The following is a 20,304-nucleotide window of genomic DNA, read 5'->3' as shown; positions in this document are numbered from 1 at the left end:
TTCTAATTCCAAGGTAGTATAATCCTATCATGACAAGGGTCTAAGCAACTTCTGTGAATATGTTTTCCAATCAATATGTGGTGGGAAAGTCCAAATAATGGTCCGTTAGTCTCCATAATCGGGTGGAGGGAAGGAAACGGGAAACTGTCGTGGTAACAAAGGGAAGACGAGACCCCGCAGGCACGAGGAGGCTCGGCTTTTCTTCCACAACAGGCTTGCCGTTTCACTGACCGCAACAAATTACTCAACAGCAACGGACTCCTCACATTATTATCTCGAAACCAAGTCTTCCACATAAGGGGGCTTTAATGGAAGAAACATACTCCAACAACTAAGTTTTCTTTATTTGTATAGCTCCTCTCCTTATTTGGAATAGTAAAGAATGGAAATGACAAATACAGGAGGTTTATCATGGAGTCGAATTTGAACAACAATACCAACACCTCTAGCTCCGAAAGCTATTGGATGGCGAATACTACGCCCCCTTCCTTTCCAGAGCTTAATGAAAACGTAAATACCGATGTGGGGATTGTCGGTGGGGGAATCACTGGGATCACCACAGCTTACTTACTCGCTAAAAAAGGCTATAACGTTGCCATTATTGAAGCTGATCAGATTATTACAGGAACAACCGGCCATACAACCGCTAAAATTACAGCTCAACATGACTTAATCTACGACGAGTTTATCAACCATCTGGGAGAAGAAGAAGCCAAGCAGTACTATCAGGCTAACGAAGAAGCTCTCGATTTTATAAAACAAAAAGTGAAGCAAAGTAAAATCGAATGTGAATTTAAAGAAGAAGATGCTTATATCTACGCAACAACGAACAAAAAAGCTCAAACTATCGAAAAAGAAGCGCAAGCCTATGAAACATTGGGAATCGACGGTCAGTATGTAGATCAACTTCCAATCGATTTTTCTATACAAGCTGGAATTGTCATGAAAAACCAAGCCCAATTCCATCCCATAAAATATCTGACTCATCTTGTGAAAGAACTCCAGAATATGGGCGTACAAATTTTCGAAAATACCACTGCAGTCGATATCATTGAGGGAAATGAACCAAAAATTGTAACGAAATATGGTTTCCAAGTAACATGTAAGCATGTTGTATCGAGCTCTCACTTTCCTTTTTATGATGGAAAAGGGCTCTATTTTAGCCGAATGTATGCAGAAAGATCCTATATTGTAGGCGGAGAGCTTAAAGGTGAATTTGCTGGAGGAATGTACTTAAGTGCAGATAAGCCTAAACGCTCCATTCGTACTGCGAACATGAATGGAAAAGAGCTACTGTTAATTGGAGGAGAAAGTCACAAAACAGGCCAAGGTGGTTCTTCCCTCCAGCATTTTCAGAACTTAAAAGATTTCGGGAAAGAAAATTTCGGCATCGACTCTTATCTTTACAACTGGGGAGCACAAGATCTAATCACATTAGATAAAGTCCCTTATATTGGACAACTTACTTCTAGACACTCAAACATTTTCGTCGCTACTGGTTATAGAAAATGGGGGATGACAAACGGCACCACAGCAGCACTTTTGATTAGTGACCTGATCCAAGAGAAGGACAACCCATACCAAGACCTCTTTAGTCCCACCCGCTTCTATGCAGACCCTAGCATTAAAACCTTTCTATCTCAAAATGCCAATGTAGCCGCTGAGTTTGTAAAAGGAAAGCTAAGCGGGGGATCAAAACGTGCAGAGGATTTACGAAAAGATGAAGGAGATACGATCACCTATCAAAACAATCAAAAAGCAGGTGGTTATCGAGATACAAATGGTCAACTTCATATAATAGATCGTACATGTACTCACCTCGGTTGTGAAGTGGAGTGGAATGACGGTGAGAAAACGTGGGATTGCCCATGTCATGGCTCCCGCTTCTCTTATGATGGAGAGGTTTATGAAGGTCCTGCAGATAAACCTTTGAAAAAGTTAAATTAATGATACTAGAAAGCCACCATCTTTTATGAAAAGGGTGGCTTTTTTACACGTTAAGAAAGTATAAAATTTTAGCAATGGAGCAATTCGACGTAGTGAAAATTTTGAAAGCATGAAGTATAAGCCAAGACTAAGCCTCTGTATGCGCCTTAAAAGGCTTGCCAATCGGCAAGTTTTCTTTAGATAGATCTGTTACGGTTATCCCAACAAGCTCTTATGAATCCAAATGGCTGCCTGAGACCCTTCTCCCATTGCTATGGTGACTAGTTCTGAATGAGCAGCAACATCTCCAGCTGCCCACACATGCTCTTCACTTGTTTCTTTAGTCCGAGGGTCTGTTACAATGTGATTATTTTGGTGCGTTTCAACGCCAACCATTTTAGCTAAATCAGCTTTTACTTTATTTCCTCCATAAGCGAAAAAGCCTTTTTCACCAGTTACCTGGCCCCCTCCGGTAAGCTGTACACCTTTAAATTGCGACCCTTCTGTCAGAAGCTCAGTAATTGGTTTATTTATAATGTGGATTTGGTGTTTCTGTAACTGTTCATCTATCTCGTCATCTATTTCCTCACCATGATCATTAATATACACTAGGTCCTCTGTCCAATATGTGAGTGTTAGCGCCATGTTTGCTCCAATATTCCCTGATCCCATCACAATCGTTTTTTTATCCGTTACTTCATAACCGTCACAATCAGGACAAATGTAAAGACTCATCCCCAAACAAGGATATAGATTTTCGAATGAGGGTAGGTTATCTTGTACACCTGTTGCGAAAAGAAGCCGCTTACCAGAGTAAACATTTTCGTTCTCGTCTTTCACCATGAAGGTAGCGTCTTGCTTTTTCACATCTGTAACTGTGGCTGAGACCATTTCAACCCCTAAACGCCCAGCTTGCATTCTTCCATTTTCTCGTAAGTCCTGTCCACTCACGCCATCTGCATAACCGAGTATATTTTGATATCGTCTACAAAGTGAAGAACGCCCCGAACCCGCATCCAAAATAAGAACACGATGCGCATAGCGCCCTAGTTGGATAGATGCTTGTAATCCAGCTATGCCTCCACCTATAATGATACAATCATATTGCATAAAATATCTCCTTTAGATCGTTTTAATCGACTTCTTATATCTTTAGTTCAGTTTTTCCATAAAGTTTATCAAAATGGTAAGCTTGTTCCTCGGCAAATAATTCATTGTTATAAACTGCATGTGCATAACCATCGTATATACTAAATAAGTAAATGGATGGAAAGAACAAGAGCCATTGAGGGTTAATTAACGGCGATATAAGATCAAATTCCCCTAACACCGTGTACATAATCATTTTGGGTAGCTTTGTATAATAACTAATTGCTACCATCCATCCCATTAACGTAATCCCACTAATCAGCTTGTTGTTACAGATATGAAATAAGCCGGTAAAAAGAAAGTTCCATACAAAAGCCATATGAGGATTTCGATGGTTTAGTGTATTCATTCCCCACGTATTCAGACTTCCATGGGTTAAATGTCTATCTTCTTGCATGGATTCGATCGCTGATGCTTGATTTTGATCCACCGTTAAACGATAGGCATCCCAGACAGCAAAAACGAAAATTGCACAGTATAAAAACAGCCAATTATAATTAATGACCTGATGAACAGCATCAAAATTTCCAATCATTGAGTAATAAATAGCTACATTAAGGTGAGAAAGGGTATTTAATACAATCTCTCCACTCATCAAGAGTAAGCCTTTCAAATAATGACCTAAATGGATATGCCCCAATCCTGGGAGAGCTGCTGACCACCAAGTTGCAACCCAAGGAGGACGCCTATTTATGTAATTCACATCTAGAGGACCTACCTTCACTTTCGCTCTTCTTGGACCAACGACCTTGACTTGTTGTATTGAATTTGCCAAATGTTCCACCTCTAATGTTTAAAAAGATAAATTATCGTTAAACTAGATCATATGGTATTATCTGTTAAACGAGGTGCTCTTATGCATGTGTTTGCCGCTTTTGAAAGTACAGAATATGTGGAGTTAGCAGTGGGAGAGATTCTAGAAAATGATTTTCCCCAAGATAAAATTGTATTTGTTGAAATGAATAATGAAGAAAATGACCGTAGGCTTTTAGATACGATTAATTATTCAGATGGTGTAAGCTTTTCAGATACTACTGCAACACTAGGCGCAATTGGAATGTTATTAGGCGTGATCTATGGTTCCATTTTATATGTTGGTCCCGTTTTTATGGGATTAATCGGTTTATTGGTGGGTGGTTTCTTAGGCTTTTTTTGGGATAAAAGAAGAGTGAAACAAAGGCTTCATAAAAGAAAGAAAGAGATAAATATCCGAACACTATTTATCATTCAATGCCAAACGTATGAACAAGTTAAACTTGTTAAAGGTATATGCCGAAAATATTTTGTCTCCTATCTAGGCTTACATGATCCAAGCAGTAAAAAATAGACCAGCACAACATGTACAGGTCTACTTCTTACTTAATGCTTCTGCTTCCATCTCAATAGAACCATATAGTTCAGGGATGTTGTGAGAAACATCTTTCAACATATTCGGCAGATGTGGAGCCAATTTAGATAAAGCTATTGGATTCGCACACAATGCATTAAATAACGCTAAATGCTCACTTGAATACGGCTTTAATCTCTGGATATACTCCAATGTTAAGCGGTAGGCAGGTAGCATGTTTTCATCTCGTTTTGTATGAAAAGCTTCCATCTCCTGCAACCAATCTTCCCCTTTATCAATATTTTTCAACGCTTCAGCAAGTAGAAATGACTGCGCAAAGGCATCATTTACGCCAAGTCCAGTAGATGGATCTTTACTATAAGCCGCATCTCCAATTAGTGCCCAACCGTTTCCATAAGGTTGTCTTAGAAAATTAGGTATTCCTGGCGTTCCTACTACCTTTCCTTTTAGTTCGGCATTTTGCATCCTTCGTTTCATACCGTAATGCTTTTGATATACCTTCTCAAAGGCTTTCTTTGGATTCTTACTGAACTCTTCAAATTCTTCAGGACGAATTTCCAATCCTAAGCAGTCCATATTAGGCTCCATGGGAAATAAAAATCCGATTCTTCCTTCATTCAAAAAGATTTCAGTTGCAGGTTCAGCTAGAGGCTCAATTCCTTCATAATAACCATAAAAGACAGGGCGAATTGGATCTTGTTCTTTATATGTTTCAGCTTCTACAAGCTTTGCTACTTTGGAGCGCACACCGTCCGCTCCGACCACAAGATCTGCTAAAACATCTTGAGAATCATCCTGCTCTTTCTGAATTTGAACTCCCTTCACTCGTCCACCTTCCACAATTAAACTTTTCAGCTTTGTATTTTCATAAAGGGTAACATTTTCATATTCACAAGCTTTCTTCACCAGGATCGAATCAAGGTGATTACGTCTTGGAGCAAGAGAGTACTCTGATTTTGGACCTTCTATAAAACTATCACCTATGTAGGTGCGCATTCGTTCTAATCTTCTTAAACCATTTCCTTCTACAGATTCCAGTACCCCCAAAGCTTTTAAGTATTGCGTATGAGAAAGGTGGTGAGTGGATAATGTATCGCTTGGAAAAGTTGTTTTATCGAATAATAAAACCTTTTTGCCTTGGTTCCCAAGTAAAATAGCTAAACTAGCTCCGGCTGCTCGAGCTCCTACTATAACGATATCATATTTATGCTGTACCATTGAATCCTCCGTTCTTTCCATGCTCTCTATATCTACTATAACAATAATTCCATCTAATGAATAAAATTCACTTCCTTTTTTCGGACAAGCATATCGTGAATAAACAATAGAATTTGACTGAAAATTGGTGCTATTCATCGAATATCTTGTTTTGCATTTTTCATACCCCTTATTTTAAAAACTCTTAAGCATTCATCCTACTATATGAAAATTTAAATTTTCTGATAATTATGGGATAATGGATTAGGCAAACACAAAATTTGGAAGGGGAATACCTAGATGAAGAAATTACTTACTTTACTTATTGCAGTACTAACGGTCTCACTACTTACTGCGTGTGGGAGTGGTGATTCAGCGAATGGTGATGGTGGGAATAGCGACGGAGAGACATATACAGTTGCTACAGACGCTAACTTTAAGCCATTTGAATACAAAAACCCAGACACTGGCGAAATGGAAGGATTCGACATCGATTTAATGAAAGCTATCGCTAAAGAAGCTGGCTTTAATGTTGAATTCAAAACCATGCAATTTGACGGTTTAATTACTGGAATGCAATCTGGTCGTTATCCTTTAGCGATTGCAGGTATTTCGATTACAGAAAAACGTAAAGAATCTATCTCTTTCTCTGACCCTTACTATGATTCTGGTTTAATTCTTATGGTAAATAGTGATAACAATGAAATCAAATCTATTGATGATGTAGACGGAAAAACGGTTGGTGTTAAAACAGGATCAACGAGTGAAGCATACTTAAAGGAAAACACGGATGCTGAAGTTAAAGCATTCCCGAACATTATTAATGCATATATGGACGTTAAAAACGAACGACTTGATGCATCCCTTTATGACTTACCGAACGTAAAATATTATATTCAACAGAATGGGGAAGGTAAGCTAAAAACAGTTGGTGATGTACTAGAAGGTCAATCTTACGGTATCGCACTACCTAAAGATTCAGACTTAGTGGATGATGTTAATAAAGCGTTACAAGCTGTTAAGGACAGTGGAAAGTATGATGAAATCTACAAAAAGTATTTCGGTTCAAAACCTGAATAAGGCAACGTTCATAACACCGTAGAAAACACTTAACAGAAGCGTAACAAGTTATGAACTTGTTACGCTTTTTTCACTCTTAAATACATCATTACCAAGGAGCGAGCAATTCTATGATCGACGACTTTTTAAACTCACACTATATAAAAGTATTGCCTGACCTTATTCCCGGTATGGGATGGACATTAGGTTTAACTCTAGCCGGACTTTTTTTAGGATTCATTTTAGGAGCTATTGTTGGTCTTGGGCGCCTATCTCGATTTAAAATTATCTCAGGTTTTTGTTCATTCTATGTCGAAGTTGTTCGAGGAACACCAATGCTAGCACAGATTTTATTTATTTATGCTGGTCTTACTAGAGATGTAATTGGTTTCAATATAGACCCTATTACAACATCTATTATTGCGATAGCTATTAATGCAGCTGCTTATATTGCAGAAATTGTACGAGGGGCTGTTTATTCCATTGAAAAAGGACAACACGAAGCTGGGCGTGCATTAGGCCTCTCGGAAAAACAAACGATGCGCTACATTGTATGGCCTCAAGCTTTTAAACGTATGATTCCACCATTAGGAAACCAATTTGTTATTAGTCTTAAAGATACATCATTGCTTTCAGTTATCGCAGTTAATGAACTTTTATATGCAGGAAAACAGTATTATAATGTTACCTATACACCATTCCAAACTCTGATTATGGTGTGCTTACTATACTTATGCATGACGATCCCTGCATCCCTATATTTACGCAGACTAGAAAGGAAGCTGGACGTTTAATATGATTACTGTTAACGATCTACACAAACATTTTGGTAGCTTAGAAGTTTTAAAAGGAATAGATGCTAAAGTAGAAGAAAAAGAGGTAGTATGTGTTATCGGGCCTTCCGGTTCGGGTAAGAGTACTTTTCTTAGATGCTTAAATCTACTTGAAGATGTAACGTCGGGAGAAATTACGATTGATGGAGATGTTGTCACAGACCCTAAAGTTGATATTAATGCCGTACGCTCACAAGTAGGTATGGTGTTCCAACACTTTAATCTTTTTCCTCATAAAACGGTTCTAGAAAATATCACCCTAGGACCCATTAAAGTAAAAGGTGAGTCGGAACAAGAGGCAAACGAAAATGGAAGATCCTTATTAGAAAAAGTAGGATTATCCGATAAAGCAGATATGTACCCAGATAGTTTATCAGGTGGTCAAAAGCAACGTGTTGCCATCGCTCGCTCTCTAGCAATGAACCCTAAGGTCATGCTATTCGATGAGCCTACGTCTGCATTAGACCCTGAGCTGGTTGGAGATGTTCTTGAAGTAATGAAGGACCTTGCGCGAGAAGGGATGACCATGGTTGTGGTTACACACGAAATGGGCTTCGCTCGTGAGGTAGGACACCGTGTCTTATTTATGGATGAAGGTGTCATTATGGAAGAGGGTAATCCTGAACAAATCTTCGAAAACCCACAAGACCCACGTACACAATCGTTCTTAAGTAAGATCCTATAATATAAAAAAGATTCCAGCCCCTGTGTAATAGGCTGGAATCTTTTTATGTAAGAGATCGGTATCGCTACAATAGCGATACCGATGTTTTATTAGTAGTAAAGAAAGTATAAGTTGTAGCGCTTAGGTGCCTAGCTCCACCGCCCAGCAACGAAGGGACTTCCCTCGTTGCTAAAAGGGCGCTTGCGCTTTTCTTTGTAGCTTAATAGCTTTTTTCTTCTTGAACCTCATGGTACTTATCTAAAATGTATAATTTACTAGGCTTGTTCTCTTGAGCCATTTCTTCGGCTTTGGCTATCGCCTTATCCTTTTTTTCATAATGATCAGTAGGAGCGATATCCTCTACTTTTACATACCAGCCTGTAGCATCTTTATTGGGTGCAACTGTATATTCCTTCATCTTAATCTCTCCTTCTTTCTTGGATATGTAGATATGTTCCCAATTAGAACTTTGATCAAACATGGTTCATAGAGCAGCAGCTCTCGATTCTATATGGCGCCCTGCACCAGCTTCCACAGCCACTGAACACCCACCTTCAAGAACTATAATTACCTATATTTACCTACACTTACAAAGAGCATTCCCCATTATAATGGGTTCGGGAGTGAGAAATTTTGAAAAAAATAATACCAGTACTATTCACGCTTTTATTCCTAGTGGGTTGTCTTCCGAAGCCTAAAATTTCTATAAGTGGGGTTGAAGATGGAAAGATCTATGTCACAGAACAAACCATTTCTATTGACCAAAACTTAGCGGGGGATGATTACACGTTAAAGCTCAATGGAGAAAGCATAACAAATAAGCATACTGTCACGGATAATGGTCATTATGATCTTGAGGTTACAGCAAAAAAGTGGTGGCAAGAAGAAGAGAAGTCAATTCAGTTCGAAATAGATGATGTGCCACCTAAAAAGCCAGAGCTAAAAGCAAACATCCGCAGTTCTTATTTTAAATCTGTTACATTTGGACTTGAGCGAGAAAAAGATGTCTCCTATGAGATCAAGCTGGATGGAAAGCGACACGATATCGATTCACCAATTACTAAAGAAGGTGATCATTACCTGAACATTGTTGCAACAAAGGATAATCAACTTGTTTCTCAACGCAAGTTTAGGTTTGAGATTGATAACCGAACATACTCTCGAAATGAGGTTGATTCATTTGAGTGGTTATCTTTAAACCTCATCCATAAAGAGAGCAATTTACCTCGAATACAGAAATGGACAGAAGATGTTGATGTAGTTGTTCATGGAGAACCTACCTCTCAGGATTGGAAATCATTAAATACTTATATTTCAACACTTAATGAGACTTTGCCTTTCTATCTTAATTTGCATAAAAAAGATGATCGTACATATAACGCTGGAACGATCATTATGCATTTCGTTCCAAATTACAGATTTGATGAACTTGGGTTCCAACAACCCTTACGACAAGGGGATGGAGAGATTGTCGGTTTTGCCTACCCTAATAAGGTGACCTACAATGGTGTGTTTAAAGAAGCTACAATAGGAATCGATACCACTATTCCACAGCACACGAGAAATACTACAATTTATCACGAACTCATTCATGCATTAGGGTTGTACAAACACTTTGACAATAATCGAAGCAGTATTTTATATCCTTATAATGACACAGGCGTTACAAAACTAGCTAAAATTGATAAAAAGATGATTGAGCTCCTTTACAGACCCGATATCACCCCAGGGATGTATAAGCCACAAGTGGAAGCAACACTAAAACCAAGAATTATAGATTAAATGTTAGAAAAACACGGTTATCGCCAAAAATGGCGAAACCGATGTTTTTCTTATACTTTAAACCTTTACAATAGTTAAACTTTCTTAAAGTGTAAAAAAAAGCATAGATGAACATTCTCATCTATGCTTTACATCTTTCTACTCATCTTTTAGATCTTCAATAGAGTTGATATCCATATAGGCTGGCACAACGAGACCTATTCTCGTTCCTCTAGAGTTCGGTCCTAAGTCTTCGAAATCGGATTCATAATCATCATAGTATGTTTTTTGTGCCGGCATCCAGGAAGCAAACATGGCATCTACGCTTTTACTCGCTAAACCAGCGTACATAGCATTGATCGTTACCGGTACCTGCTCGGGCTTGTACCCTAAATCTTTTAGAATTTCAGTTACAACTGTTGTAGTTGCTATGGCATCAGCCCAGGAAACCAACGTAACCTTCACTACTTGGCCTTCTCCTTTTTGAACCCCTTTAGTCCATTCATCTACAAGTTCAGGGTTATCTTTTATCCATTTTTGTGCTGCTTCTTTAGGCTTAACATCTTCCTGCTCAGCCAAAACCATCACTTCTTGTTGCTCACTTAGTTCCCATTCAAAACGATCAAAAAATTCATAAACCCCAGGTAGATCCTCTTTTAGTCCATGGCGGACAAGTGTATGTACATTATTTCCTTCTCCATATACCTTTTGAGGATCATCTAGAAATTTCAAATCATATTTCGAGAACTTCCAATGAGGTTTCCATCCTGTTACAATAATAGGCTTCTTATCTTCAATTGCATTCCCTAACTCTGCAGTCATAACAGGTCCTGTACTATTTTTCACAGACCAATCATCACTTAAACCATATTGATCGAATGCTGTTTTCGTTTTATCCATAATACCTGTTCCAGGTTCAATACCGATAATTTCATAATTAACTTGATCACCAACAGAGGTTGAAGCTGATGTTGCTTCTTTTTCTCCCTTATCACTTGAACAACCGCTTCCCATAATAATTAACGAAGCTATAATGAATAATAGAGTTTTATAGTTTTTCAATACCATCGAAATCCTCCTATGAAAAGATTCAGGATAGAAGCTTTCTTCTTTCCTAACCCTTTATGTGTAAATCAATATCCCAAGAAAACCTGATAAGGATATAATGAAAACTGGATGTAACCGACTAAATAAAAATAGACCAAGGGAACTTAGCATAAGTAATATACTGATCTCATCAATATACCCATCGCCGCCGATGAAGTCATTCTTCATCGCAATACGTACACCTGCATAAAAAATAAGCCCTGTAATTACGGGGCGAATGCCGTAAAATGCAGCTTGAATGACACGATGGTCTTTTAATTTATGAAAAAATCCTGCTAGCATTAAAATAAGCAATAAGGAAGGGAGTATGGATCCTACACCTGCCACTATCGCTCCCAATGGCCCTGCGGTTTTATACCCAATAAATATGGCACAATTGGTAGCAATAGGACCAGGAGAAGAACTAGCAATTGCAATGCTATCTGTAAACTGCCCAGGTGTAAGCCAACCATGTTGAGCCACTTCTAGTTCAATCAGTGGGATCATGGCATAACCTCCACCGAATGCGACACACCCAATTTTAAAGAATGTAACAAACAGTTCCCATACCATCCCCATCCTCCCTCCTTCATTTATTTCTTGTAGAAGTTGAATCGAAGTAGACTAATTCCCAATAAACCACCAATCAAGATTAAATGAATTGGAGATAGTGGTGTAAAGAGTAATAAACCAACTGTTCCTACTAAGATGAGCAATGTTTTCTTATCTAAAATTGCTTTTCTTCCAATTTTGTAGGCAGCATAAAGAATTAACCCAACAATGGCTGGACGAATCCCTAAAAACGCTGCCTGCACCATTGGTTGATCTTGAATTCCCAAAAAAAGAATAGCTAGCGTCATAATGATCAGAAACGTAGGTAAGATGATGCCCATTAGAGCACAAACTGCTCCTATTCTTCCTGCTATTTGATAACCTATTATAATAGAAGAATTAACGGCGATTGATCCGGGGACAGACTGAGAGAAGGCGAATAAATCAGGAATATCCTCCCCGTCCAACCACTGTTTCTTCTTCACAAACTCATTTTCTAAGTGAGGAATCATGGCAAACCCTCCACCAAACGTTAATGGACTAATTTTTACAAAGGTTATAAATAGCTTCCATAACTTGTGAACATTCATAGGATTACCCACTCTTTTCTAATTTCACTTCTATCCTTAATTGTTAAAACAAGCTCGTACTATGCTTCGGTTGTACTTTGGCATTTGGGTCTATATAAGCTTTAGCATTGTTTACAGCAACTGGAGCCTCACCAAAGCCTGTAGCGATCAATTTTACTTTTCCTTCATATGTGGCAATATCACCAGCTGCATAAATCCCTTTAATATTTGTCTCCATTTTGGAATTGACCACTATGGAGTTCTTCTCAATATCTAAATCCCATTCTTTAATTGGGCCTAAAGAAGAGATGAATCCGTGGTTTACGATCACTGAGTCTACATCGAGGGTCTCGTGCTCACCATTCTTTTCTTGAAGCACTACCTGTTGGATTTGTTCTCCATCCCCTATAAATTCCTCTATTGTGTACGGAGTTTTCACATGTACATTGGAATTATATAATTCTTCTACGCTGTGTTCATGGGCACGGAACTTATCACGACGATGAATTAAGGTTACTTGTTTTGCTATTGGCTCTAACATTAGAGCCCAATCAACCGCCGAGTCTCCTCCACCAGTTATAAGAACATTTTGATCTTTAAAAGCTTGTAGATCGTTTATGAAATAATGAAGGTTCTTCCCTTCATATTGATCAGCGCCATCTAATTTAAGCCTGCGCGGTTCAAATGCACCTACTCCAGCTGTAATAACTACTGATTTTGAGTAATGAATATCTTTTGTTGTCTCTATCTTAAAGGAATGCTCATCAACCTTCTCAACATGTTTCACTGCTTCTTCTAACACGATTTGAGGGTTAAAATAATCTGCTTGCTCAATTAAATTATCAACCAATTCTTGTGCTCTCACTTTCGGAAACCCTGCGATATCATAGATATATTTCTCAGGATACAAGGTTGATAGTTGCCCGCCTAGCTGAGGTAAACTATCAATAATTTTCACATTCATATCTCGCATACCACCGTAAAATGCGGTGAAAAGGCCTGTTGGACCACCGCCAATGATGGTAACATCAGTCACATTCTCTTGATTTGTCATACTGTCATCACCCAAGCTTCTTATTTAAACCAATGTAATGGTTCTGGTTTTGTATTTTCATAGATATGTTTTTGTTCTGTATATTCCTCTAATCCAGTAGTTCCTAGTTCACGTCCAATACCAGATTGCTTGTATCCTCCCCATGGAGCTTGTGGAATATATGGATGGAAATCGTTGATCCAAACTGTTCCCATACGTAATTGAGCTGCAACTCTTTCAGCTTTTGCTATATCTTTCGTCCATACAGCACCTGCTAAACCATAGATTGAATCATTAGCAAGCTTCGTAGCTTCTTGTTCATTATGAAAACGCTCAATCGTTAATACAGGGCCGAATACTTCTTCCTGAACAATTCTCATTTCAGATTTACAATCAGTAAAAATAGTAGGGAGATAGAAGAATCCATCTTTTAATTCTGGATCTTGTGGGCGTTCGCCTCCAATAAGCAGATTAGCTCCTTCTTGTTTTCCAATCTCCACATATTCTTCGACCTTTTCCCTATGCTCTGCGGAGATTAAAGGACCTGATTGTGTTTCTTGTTCAAATCCATCCCCAAGTTTGATTCGCTTCACTCGTTCAACTAGTGTTTCAACAAATTGATCATGAATAGAATCTTCAACGATTAATCTCGCTCCTGCAGAGCAAACTTGTCCCGCATGGAAATAGACAGCGTTCAAGGCTTGGTCTAATGCTGTTTCAAAATCACAATCTGCAAATACAACATTTGGGTTTTTACCTCCCAATTCGAGAGCAATCTTTTTCATATTCGTACTTGCTGCTTGCATGATTTTCTTACCAGTCACAATTCCTCCTGTGAATGAAATAAGGTCAACTGATTCACTTATAGCCAATTCATTCCCAACTGTAGACCCAGCACCTAATACAAGGTTTACAACACCTTTTGGAAAGCCTACCTCTTCCATTAATTCGAAAACCTTCACCGTTGTGAGTGGGGTGATTTCACTTGGTTTCATAACCAAGGTATTTCCTGCTACTAATGCAGGGGCTAGCTTCCATGCTGCCTGAAGTAATGGGTAGTTCCACGGTGTAATTTGTCCACAAACACCAACGGGTTCGTTAACCACTTTACTTTTAGAGTTTGGGATAGGGGATGCAATAAGCTCACCTTCATGTTTATCAGCGAGGCCTGCATAATAGCGGAACACCCCTGCAATATCCTCCATATCCGCTTCACTTTCTGTAAGTGTTTTACCCGTATCTAACGTTTCTAGCCTAGCTAATTCAGCTTTATCCCTCTCAATTAATTCGGCAACCTTATAAACCATTTCCCCACGAATAGATGCTGGTGTGTTTGCCCATTCCCCATAATCAAATGCAGTTCGGGCTGCAGAAATAGCTTTTTGAGTGTCCCCTTCATTTCCTTCTGCTACAGTCTCGACAACTTCTTGGTTGAATGGGTTAATAATATCTCTTGTTTGCTGAGATATAGCTTCTACCCATTCACCATTGATGTACATCTTTTTCATCACAAACTTCACCCTTCGATTTTATTTATAGACAATAACGTTGTCTTCTTCGACCATCACTTTAAAATCTTTTAATTTGAGCTTTTCATTAGCTAGCATGCAACCTTTGTTTGTAATATCGAATTCACGCCCATGCCATGGACAACGTAGAATATCACCTTCTTTGACAAAGTTGTATTCCCCTACATTGTCTGTAGGTTCAGGAGCACCACACAACTTACCTTTAGAAAGGGGAGCTCCTTGGTGAATACAACGATTCATAAAAGCATAATACTCTCCATTAGATGAACGGCAAACCACGATTGAATGACGTCCAAATGTACTCTCCATCATTTCCCCGGGCTGAAGATCATCTTTTTGACATACGACTTCTTGCATGGTTTATCTCTCCTTACGTAGATGTTTAAGTTTTGGATAAAATGCTTTTGCATTTTCTGAGAATAATTTTCTTTTCAAATCCTCATCTAGACCTGGAGGTAAGGCATCAAATGGTGAGTCGTAATCCCAATGTGGATAATCCGTTGAGAATGAAACGATTTCATCTGAACCCATTTGTTCCATTACCTGCATAAATTCCTTCTTCGTCATCTCCTCTAATGGCTGCGTTGTAAAGCACATGTGTTCACGAATCACATCACTTGGCTTACGCTTTAACCATGGCACTTCATGACGAAGGTCTTTATACTGCTGATCCATCTTACGCATTAGGAACGGCATGTGAGTGAATCCACCCTCGATCATCATCAGTTTCAATCTTGGGAATTTTTCAAACACACCATTAAAGACCATGTTTGTAACAATGTTCATATGTGCTGTAGGAATAAGAGTATGCCATTCGATAAAATACCTTGGCCATTTACCATAGTAGACAGGTGGTTCATTATGGTGCATACCAATCATTAATTCATGACGTTCTGCTGCTTCGAAAATCGGATGATAAAATGGTTCTCCCCATAATTGATCATCAATTGGAAGTAAAACTTGAACCATTTTAGGGTGTGATCCTACTCGTTCAATTTCTTTAACTGCTGACTGAGGATCCTGTGCTGCTATATGAACAGAACCATATAGGCGTTCGTCTTGATCTAACCACGTATCAATTTGCCAATCGTTATAGGCACTAGCAAGCGCTGTAGCCATCTCATACCACCCATGCATGGACGATGGTGACGGATCTAGTGCTCCAGTTAGAATTCCTACGTCATGTCCAATCGGATCTAATAATTGCTCTTGCATAAATGATAAGTCTGACCCAGCTGGTCGCCCATCAGGTACTCTAGCATCTGCACGATCAACACCAGCTACTGAAGGCTGGGTATATGGCATATGCTTCTCCTGAAGCCAATGGTTATCCGTAATGTAACGCTTATAAGGCTGTTCTAGGTAAGGAAGTAAATCTTTGTATTGCGCTCGTTCATGGATGTCAGTATCAATTAAATGTAACTTCGTTGCTTGCTTTTGACTCATTGTTATATCCCCCATTCATTAAGATGATATTGTTCGATCACAACTGATTAAAAATCCTAGCACACCCCCCTAAATATAACCAAATCTACTCAGAGGTGATGAGTAATACTCAGTGAGCTCAGTGAACGTCAGTAAAGCTCAGTAACGCTCAGTGACACAAATTCTTTTTTTGACGAAAAAAAAAAAAAGCGAACCCATTAGGAGGTTCGCTTTTAAAAATATTATGCTGTTGCCCATTTACCGATTGTGTCGAAAATCGATTGGTCAGGATAATATTCTTTAAAGTATTTGAAATATAGTGCTTCTTGTTTGCTTCGAAGATCAATGGAGGCTTCACTTTGTAACTGCTTGAACTCTCTATCCGTAATATGTTCATTGGCATAATTTTCAAGTATATCTAGTGCACCGCTTCCTTCAGAGAACTCTTCTTTCTTTCTCCATAACACGTGCTCTGGGAGCATATTATTAAAGGATTTACGAAGAATTGTTTTCTCCATTTGCTCTTCAGTATGAAGCTTAAGATTCGCAGGGATTTCAAGCGCATCCTGAATTAGATCTAAATCCAAGAATGGAACACGTAATTCAAGTGAATGTGCCATGCTCATGCGATCGGCACGTTGTAAATTAATATTATGAAGTGTATTGATGACCCGAATGATTTCATCGTTTAGCTTTTCAGTCGTATCAAATTTCTTCATATAGTCATAGCCAGCAAACAATTCGTCTGCACCTTCTCCAGATAAAATAACCTTCACATGCTGGGATGCAAGCTTGGAAACAAAGTAGTTTGGTAGCGCACTGCGTACCAAGGAAGGCTCATAGGATTCTAGTGCATAAATAACCTTTGGAATTGCTTCAATCAATTCATCCGGTGTATAAACATACTCATAGTGCTCTGTACCAATTGCTTCTGCTACATCACGAGCCCTTTTTAGATCAACACTTCCTTCTGAACCAACACAAAAGGACTTAACTGGCTTATCACTTTTATTTAGCTTCGCTGCAATAGCCGCAATCAAACTACTATCTAAACCACCGCTTAAGAGTACACCTACTTCAACATCAGCTAACAAACGCTTTTCAACAGCATTCGTTAATTGCTCATGGATCATGGAAGTGTATGCATCTTCATTCTTTTCTTCTGTGATTGAAGGACTTTCAATACGTCGATAACAAACAAATCCTATTTCAGGTGTATAATAATGGCCTGCTGGGAATTCGTGCACATCTTTAGTAACAAGGTATAATGTTTTGAGCTCAGAAGAGAAAATATAATTGCCTTCAGTATCGATTCCATAATAAAGTGGTTTAATACCAAGCGTATCTCTTGCTGCCACAAACGTATTATTCTTTTCATCTGCTATAAAAAAGGCAAACATGCCATCTAACTGTTTAATTCCTTCAACACCATATTTTTCATATATTTTAAGAGCTGACTCACTATCTGATTCAGTTAAAAAAGAAACGTCTGATGCTTCTAGTTTTTGTTTAAGGTTGGGGTAGTTATAAATTTCACCGTTACAAACAATCCATTTTGATTCATCTTGGTTATGGATAGGTTGAATACCATCTTCTAAACCGATAATGGATAGACGTTGATGGCCTAGATGAAATTTTTCTAAAGGTACTTCTTTCCCTTCATCTGGACCTCGGTGTTTCATACTGTCCAATACTTCGTTCATTACACTTTTGTCGATATGGCTTGTCATAGCAAATATGCCACACATAGAGTTAGGGTCACCTCAACTGTATTTTTTGTTTGTACAGAACACATTATATAAGCTTGATAACCATAATCCAAATGGTGGAAAGGATAAGAAAATAGACGACTATTGAACATATAAGAGGATATACCTTTCATTATAAATACAAGCATAAATAATCAAGTAAAATAAGACTCATTGGAGACACATTAGAATTGTTAAATTTTTTCACTAAAAATCCTAACAATATAACTAGACCTGACGTTTATAGAGCTTTATGCTTAAGGAGTACAGACAACTTTTTTACAATTGATTCGAATTACTATCAATGCAGAGAAAACATATTAGATTCTTCCGATAGCATATAATTGTATTAGCACTTATAGTTTTTTCTATACGCATTAAGGGTAAATAAGATTACACTCAGCATTTTTACGGAACAGGTGTGATGATTGTGAAACATAAATCTTTCCTTATCTTAGGACTCATCCTAGGATTAGCAAGCTTTTTTATTTGGATAAGCTTATCTCCAGACAAACACCTTCCGACTACTCCTGTAGACCAAAATGAAGTGAATACACAGCAGAAAAAAGATAATGCCGATCAAGACAAAGATGAAACATCAGAAACATCAGATGACAAGACCATCTCTGATGGTATTAAAGAGGCTGTTACACGGGTTGTGGAAGGAGCTATGGGAGTCTTTGTTAAGGAAGACTTAGATATTGTTGCAATTGGGGATTCTTTAACACAAGGCGTCGGTGATGAAAGTGACAATGGGGGATATGTAGGGATTTTAGAGAAATCCTTAAAAAAAAGTGAGTCAGATCAGAATATCGAGATTAAGAACTATGGAAAAAGAGGAAACCGAACGGATCAACTCTTAAAACGTTTAAATAAAGAAGAAATTTCAGAATCCGTTAAAGAAGCTGATATTATTCTGATGACAATCGGCGCCAATGATATAATGAAAATCGTAAAGGATAACTTTACAGACTTAAAGTATGAGGATTTCGTAAAAGAACAAACCCGTTATGAAACTCGTTTACAATCGATTTTCGATACGATTCAAGTGAAAAATCCAGATGTTAAAATCTTTTTAATCGGAATTTATAATCCTTTTAATCAATATTTTAGTGAAGTACCAGAGCTTGGCCAAATCATGAATGATTGGAATAAAATTAGTCGTAATGTCACGTCTCAATATGATAATATATCGTTCATTCCGATCGCTGACCTTTTTGAAGGGCGGAAGGATTTGTATTATAAAGATAACTTCCACCCGAATCTGGAAGGGTATCAATTAATTGCAGAGCGTGTGTTTGAATATATTAAAGAATCAATTCAACAAGAAGATGAGAAAGCATAATTGAGCTCTCATCTGAAGCAAGAATAAAGAACAGGAGCATTTATATGTTCAAGGCGATAACAATTAAAAATAAGTGGAAATGGTTATTTTGGACATTAGCCGTCGTGAACGTTGTCATGGTTGTTTGGCTTGTTGCATTAGTTTACCTGCCAACATCCCATACGACCATCCCTAACAGCTTACCGTTTCAAGATAAACGTGCGGAATTCACGGTGATGTCCTCAAAAGAAAATTTAAACCAAATCATTAATAGTTATTTAACAGACCTTTCAAAAGATAGTCCATTTAATTATTCTGTATCTTTGCGAGAGGATATTGAAGTACGTGGGACAATTGTGGCTTTTGATAAGAGGATTCCTGTAACCATGAAGCTAACGCCTGATGTTCAAAAAAATGGTGACATGATCTTACAAGTAAAGTCTATCACTCTTGGAAGGCTGTTTCTGCCAAATAATAAGGTGCTTGACTATATTAAAGATCATTACCCTATGCCAGATTGGATTGTTGTAAACCCCGATAAAGAAAATATCTATGTAGCGATTACACAAATGAATCCGATCTATGACATCCGTGTTCGTGCCAAGGCATTTAATGTCAAAGAGAATCAGCTTGCTTTCCAAATCACGGTTCCTCATGAAGTCTTTAGTGAAGAGAGAAGCACATGGTTGAAGAAGTTGGTTAAATAACTCCATACAAAAGCCCAGAGGTAACCTCTGGGCTTTTGTTAATAGTCTTATCCCATTAAAGCCCCCTTATGTGGAAGACTTGGTTTCGAGATAATAATGTGAGGAGTCCGTTGCTGTTGAGTAATTTGTTGCGGTCAGTGAAACGGCAAGCCTGTTGTGGAAGAAAAGCCGAGCCTCCTCGTGCCTGCGGGGTCTCGTCTTCCCTTTGTTACCACGACAGTTTGCCGTTTCCTTCCCTCCACGCGATTATGGAGACTAACGGACCATTATTTGGACTTTCCCACCACATATTGATTGGAAAACATATTCACAGAAGTTGCTTAGACCCTTGTCATGATAGGATTATACTACCTTGGAATTAGAACACCTCATCCTAGAACTACGGCGGTTCCGT

The 20,304-nt window shown here is 38.4% G+C and carries 20 protein-coding genes; 8 read left to right on the top strand and 12 right to left on the bottom strand.

What is annotated here, in order from left to right:
* Positions 1-411 precede the first annotated feature (411 nt).
* Positions 412-1,947, top strand: coding sequence for an FAD-dependent oxidoreductase (locus H514_RS0113750; protein ID WP_154657383.1), 1,536 nt, complete (start codon positions 412-414; stop codon positions 1,945-1,947).
* A gap of 195 nt (positions 1,948-2,142) precedes the next feature.
* Here the strand turns inward: H514_RS0113750 and H514_RS0113745 are convergent, their stop codons facing one another.
* A complete protein-coding gene (locus tag H514_RS0113745) occupies positions 2,143-3,036 on the bottom strand; it encodes an NAD(P)/FAD-dependent oxidoreductase (RefSeq protein ID WP_027447482.1) in 894 nt (297 codons plus the stop codon).
* A 34-nt stretch (positions 3,037-3,070) separates the two neighbouring features.
* Entirely contained in the window at positions 3,071-3,850 is a 780-nt protein-coding gene (locus tag H514_RS0113740; RefSeq protein ID WP_051255150.1) for a hypothetical protein, read from the bottom strand.
* An 81-nt stretch (positions 3,851-3,931) separates the two neighbouring features.
* Here H514_RS0113740 and H514_RS0113735 point away from each other — a divergent pair, with 81 nt between their 5' ends.
* Entirely contained in the window at positions 3,932-4,402 is a 471-nt protein-coding gene (locus tag H514_RS0113735; RefSeq protein WP_027447480.1) for a chlorophyll a-b binding domain-containing protein, read from the top strand.
* A gap of 21 nt (positions 4,403-4,423) precedes the next feature.
* Here the strand turns inward: H514_RS0113735 and H514_RS0113730 are convergent, their stop codons facing one another.
* Positions 4,424-5,641, bottom strand: a complete 1,218-nt coding sequence (locus H514_RS0113730) for an NAD(P)/FAD-dependent oxidoreductase (RefSeq protein WP_027447479.1) — start codon at positions 5,639-5,641, stop codon at positions 4,424-4,426.
* A gap of 279 nt (positions 5,642-5,920) precedes the next feature.
* Here H514_RS0113730 and H514_RS0113725 point away from each other — a divergent pair, with 279 nt between their 5' ends.
* The 3 genes from H514_RS0113725 to H514_RS0113715 all read left to right on the top strand — a co-directional run bounded on the left by H514_RS0113725 (position 5,921) and on the right by H514_RS0113715 (position 8,197).
* Positions 5,921-6,700 carry a glutamine ABC transporter substrate-binding protein gene (locus H514_RS0113725; RefSeq protein WP_027447478.1) on the top strand — a complete coding sequence of 260 codons (780 nt, stop codon included), beginning with the start codon at positions 5,921-5,923 and terminating at the stop codon, positions 6,698-6,700.
* A gap of 110 nt (positions 6,701-6,810) precedes the next feature.
* The gene (locus tag H514_RS0113720; protein WP_027447477.1) at positions 6,811-7,473 is read left to right on the top strand and encodes an amino acid ABC transporter permease; all 663 of its coding nucleotides are present in this window, start codon (positions 6,811-6,813) and stop codon (positions 7,471-7,473) included.
* A gap of 1 nt (position 7,474) precedes the next feature.
* A complete protein-coding gene (locus H514_RS0113715; protein WP_027447476.1) occupies positions 7,475-8,197 on the top strand; it encodes an amino acid ABC transporter ATP-binding protein in 723 nt (240 codons plus the stop codon).
* Between the two features lie 199 nt (positions 8,198-8,396).
* Here the strand turns inward: H514_RS0113715 and H514_RS0113710 are convergent, their stop codons facing one another.
* Entirely contained in the window at positions 8,397-8,594 is a 198-nt protein-coding gene (locus H514_RS0113710; RefSeq protein ID WP_027447475.1) for a DUF2188 domain-containing protein, read from the bottom strand.
* 215 nt (positions 8,595-8,809) lie between these two features.
* Here H514_RS0113710 and H514_RS0113705 point away from each other — a divergent pair, with 215 nt between their 5' ends.
* Positions 8,810-9,958, top strand: coding sequence for a DUF2927 domain-containing protein (locus tag H514_RS0113705; RefSeq protein ID WP_027447474.1), 1,149 nt, complete (start codon positions 8,810-8,812; stop codon positions 9,956-9,958).
* Positions 9,959-10,096: 138 nt separating this feature from the next.
* Here the strand turns inward: H514_RS0113705 and H514_RS0113700 are convergent, their stop codons facing one another.
* From H514_RS0113700 to asnB, 8 genes are all read right to left on the bottom strand, one after another.
* Positions 10,097-11,005: a glycine betaine ABC transporter substrate-binding protein gene (locus H514_RS0113700; protein WP_027447473.1), complete on the bottom strand. Its 909-nt coding sequence runs from the start codon at positions 11,003-11,005 to the stop codon at positions 10,097-10,099.
* A 54-nt stretch (positions 11,006-11,059) separates the two neighbouring features.
* Positions 11,060-11,596, bottom strand: coding sequence for a chromate transporter (locus H514_RS0113695; RefSeq protein WP_036843204.1), 537 nt, complete (start codon positions 11,594-11,596; stop codon positions 11,060-11,062).
* A 20-nt stretch (positions 11,597-11,616) separates the two neighbouring features.
* Complete coding sequence (locus H514_RS23095; protein WP_036843199.1) at positions 11,617-12,165, bottom strand: chromate transporter; 549 nt, start codon at positions 12,163-12,165, stop codon at positions 11,617-11,619.
* Positions 12,166-12,208: 43 nt separating this feature from the next.
* The gene (locus H514_RS0113685) at positions 12,209-13,198 is read right to left on the bottom strand and encodes an NAD(P)/FAD-dependent oxidoreductase (protein ID WP_027447471.1); all 990 of its coding nucleotides are present in this window, start codon (positions 13,196-13,198) and stop codon (positions 12,209-12,211) included.
* A 20-nt stretch (positions 13,199-13,218) separates the two neighbouring features.
* On the bottom strand, positions 13,219-14,685 hold the full coding sequence (gene betB / locus H514_RS0113680; protein ID WP_197063124.1) for a betaine-aldehyde dehydrogenase: 1,467 nt from the start codon (positions 14,683-14,685) through the stop codon (positions 13,219-13,221).
* Between the two features lie 21 nt (positions 14,686-14,706).
* Positions 14,707-15,063 carry a Rieske (2Fe-2S) protein gene (locus H514_RS0113675; RefSeq protein ID WP_027447469.1) on the bottom strand — a complete coding sequence of 119 codons (357 nt, stop codon included), beginning with the start codon at positions 15,061-15,063 and terminating at the stop codon, positions 14,707-14,709.
* A gap of 3 nt (positions 15,064-15,066) precedes the next feature.
* Positions 15,067-16,152, bottom strand: a complete 1,086-nt coding sequence (locus H514_RS0113670; protein ID WP_027447468.1) for an amidohydrolase family protein — start codon at positions 16,150-16,152, stop codon at positions 15,067-15,069.
* Positions 16,153-16,373: 221 nt separating this feature from the next.
* Entirely contained in the window at positions 16,374-17,879 is a 1,506-nt protein-coding gene (asnB, locus tag H514_RS0113665; protein WP_027447467.1) for an asparagine synthase B, read from the bottom strand.
* 424 nt (positions 17,880-18,303) lie between these two features.
* Between asnB and H514_RS23090 the strand changes: the two genes are divergently transcribed.
* Together H514_RS23090 and H514_RS23085 are read left to right on the top strand one after the other, a co-directional pair.
* Positions 18,304-19,224: an SGNH/GDSL hydrolase family protein gene (locus H514_RS23090; protein WP_036843202.1), complete on the top strand. Its 921-nt coding sequence runs from the start codon at positions 18,304-18,306 to the stop codon at positions 19,222-19,224.
* A 44-nt stretch (positions 19,225-19,268) separates the two neighbouring features.
* Entirely contained in the window at positions 19,269-19,910 is a 642-nt protein-coding gene (locus H514_RS23085; RefSeq protein WP_051255149.1) for a YpmS family protein, read from the top strand.
* Positions 19,911-20,304: the final 394 nt, after the last annotated feature.

It is taken from the genome of Pontibacillus marinus BH030004 = DSM 16465, assembly GCF_000425225.1.
GTDB lineage: Bacteria > Bacillota > Bacilli > Bacillales > BH030062 > Pontibacillus > Pontibacillus marinus.
Note: the sequence above shows the minus strand (reverse complement) of the source record. Positions and strands in the feature narration are given on the sequence as shown.

Bases quoted from the DNA above. Each gene is read 5' to 3' on its own strand.
- H514_RS0113720 (WP_027447477.1), top strand. From the start codon at position 6,811: ATGATCGACGACTTTTTAAACTCACACTATATAAAAGTATTGCCTGAC.
- H514_RS0113685 (WP_027447471.1), bottom strand. From the start codon at position 13,198: ATGACAAATCAAGAGAATGTGACTGATGTTACCATCATTGGCGGTGGT.
- H514_RS0113700 (WP_027447473.1), bottom strand. From the start codon at position 11,005: ATGGTATTGAAAAACTATAAAACTCTATTATTCATTATAGCTTCGTTA.
- H514_RS0113745 (WP_027447482.1), bottom strand. From the start codon at position 3,036: ATGCAATATGATTGTATCATTATAGGTGGAGGCATAGCTGGATTACAA.
- H514_RS0113750 (WP_154657383.1), top strand. From the start codon at position 412: ATGGAGTCGAATTTGAACAACAATACCAACACCTCTAGCTCCGAAAGC.
- H514_RS23090 (WP_036843202.1), top strand. From the start codon at position 18,304: ATGATTGTGAAACATAAATCTTTCCTTATCTTAGGACTCATCCTAGGA.
- H514_RS23095 (WP_036843199.1), bottom strand. From the start codon at position 12,165: ATGAATGTTCACAAGTTATGGAAGCTATTTATAACCTTTGTAAAAATT.
- betB (WP_197063124.1), bottom strand. From the start codon at position 14,685: ATGAAAAAGATGTACATCAATGGTGAATGGGTAGAAGCTATATCTCAG.
- asnB (WP_027447467.1), bottom strand. From the start codon at position 17,879: ATGTGTGGCATATTTGCTATGACAAGCCATATCGACAAAAGTGTAATG.
- H514_RS0113695 (WP_036843204.1), bottom strand. From the start codon at position 11,596: ATGGTATGGGAACTGTTTGTTACATTCTTTAAAATTGGGTGTGTCGCA.
- H514_RS0113735 (WP_027447480.1), top strand. From the start codon at position 3,932: ATGCATGTGTTTGCCGCTTTTGAAAGTACAGAATATGTGGAGTTAGCA.
- H514_RS0113670 (WP_027447468.1), bottom strand. From the start codon at position 16,152: ATGAGTCAAAAGCAAGCAACGAAGTTACATTTAATTGATACTGACATC.
- H514_RS0113715 (WP_027447476.1), top strand. From the start codon at position 7,475: ATGATTACTGTTAACGATCTACACAAACATTTTGGTAGCTTAGAAGTT.
- H514_RS23085 (WP_051255149.1), top strand. From the start codon at position 19,269: ATGTTCAAGGCGATAACAATTAAAAATAAGTGGAAATGGTTATTTTGG.
- H514_RS0113675 (WP_027447469.1), bottom strand. From the start codon at position 15,063: ATGCAAGAAGTCGTATGTCAAAAAGATGATCTTCAGCCCGGGGAAATG.
- H514_RS0113725 (WP_027447478.1), top strand. From the start codon at position 5,921: ATGAAGAAATTACTTACTTTACTTATTGCAGTACTAACGGTCTCACTA.
- H514_RS0113710 (WP_027447475.1), bottom strand. From the start codon at position 8,594: ATGAAGGAATATACAGTTGCACCCAATAAAGATGCTACAGGCTGGTAT.
- H514_RS0113730 (WP_027447479.1), bottom strand. From the start codon at position 5,641: ATGGTACAGCATAAATATGATATCGTTATAGTAGGAGCTCGAGCAGCC.